Source organism: Pseudonocardia sp. SID8383, from assembly GCF_009864975.1.
Lineage (GTDB): Bacteria > Actinomycetota > Actinomycetes > Mycobacteriales > Pseudonocardiaceae > Pseudonocardia > Pseudonocardia alni.
In genome coordinates, this window is sequence record NZ_WWFY01000617.1 from 1 (window position 1) to 247 (window position 247).

1 protein-coding gene is annotated in these 247 nt (G+C 74.5%); it reads right to left on the bottom strand.

What is annotated here, in order from left to right; translation table 11 throughout:
- Nucleotides 1-247, bottom strand: a 247-nt coding sequence (locus tag GTW08_RS14850; protein ID WP_161152086.1) for a fluoride efflux transporter FluC, incomplete at both ends; no start/stop codon positions are given.

Genomic DNA, 247 nt, shown 5'->3' on the forward strand with positions numbered 1-247 from the left:
CGAGCGCCGTCGCGGCGACGGCGAGCACCGGGGTGCCGACCATCAGCGCCAGCGACCCCGGCGAGCCGAACGCCGGCGCGGCGACGTCGACGGCGTAGGTGGAGAACGTCGTGTACCCGCCGAGCACCCCGACGCCCAGAGCCGGGCGGACGAGCGGGTGGGCCCGGAACCGCTCGGTGACCAGCACCATCAGCACCCCCATCAGCAGGCAGCCGGTGACGTTGATGAGCAGCGTCGTCCACGGGGC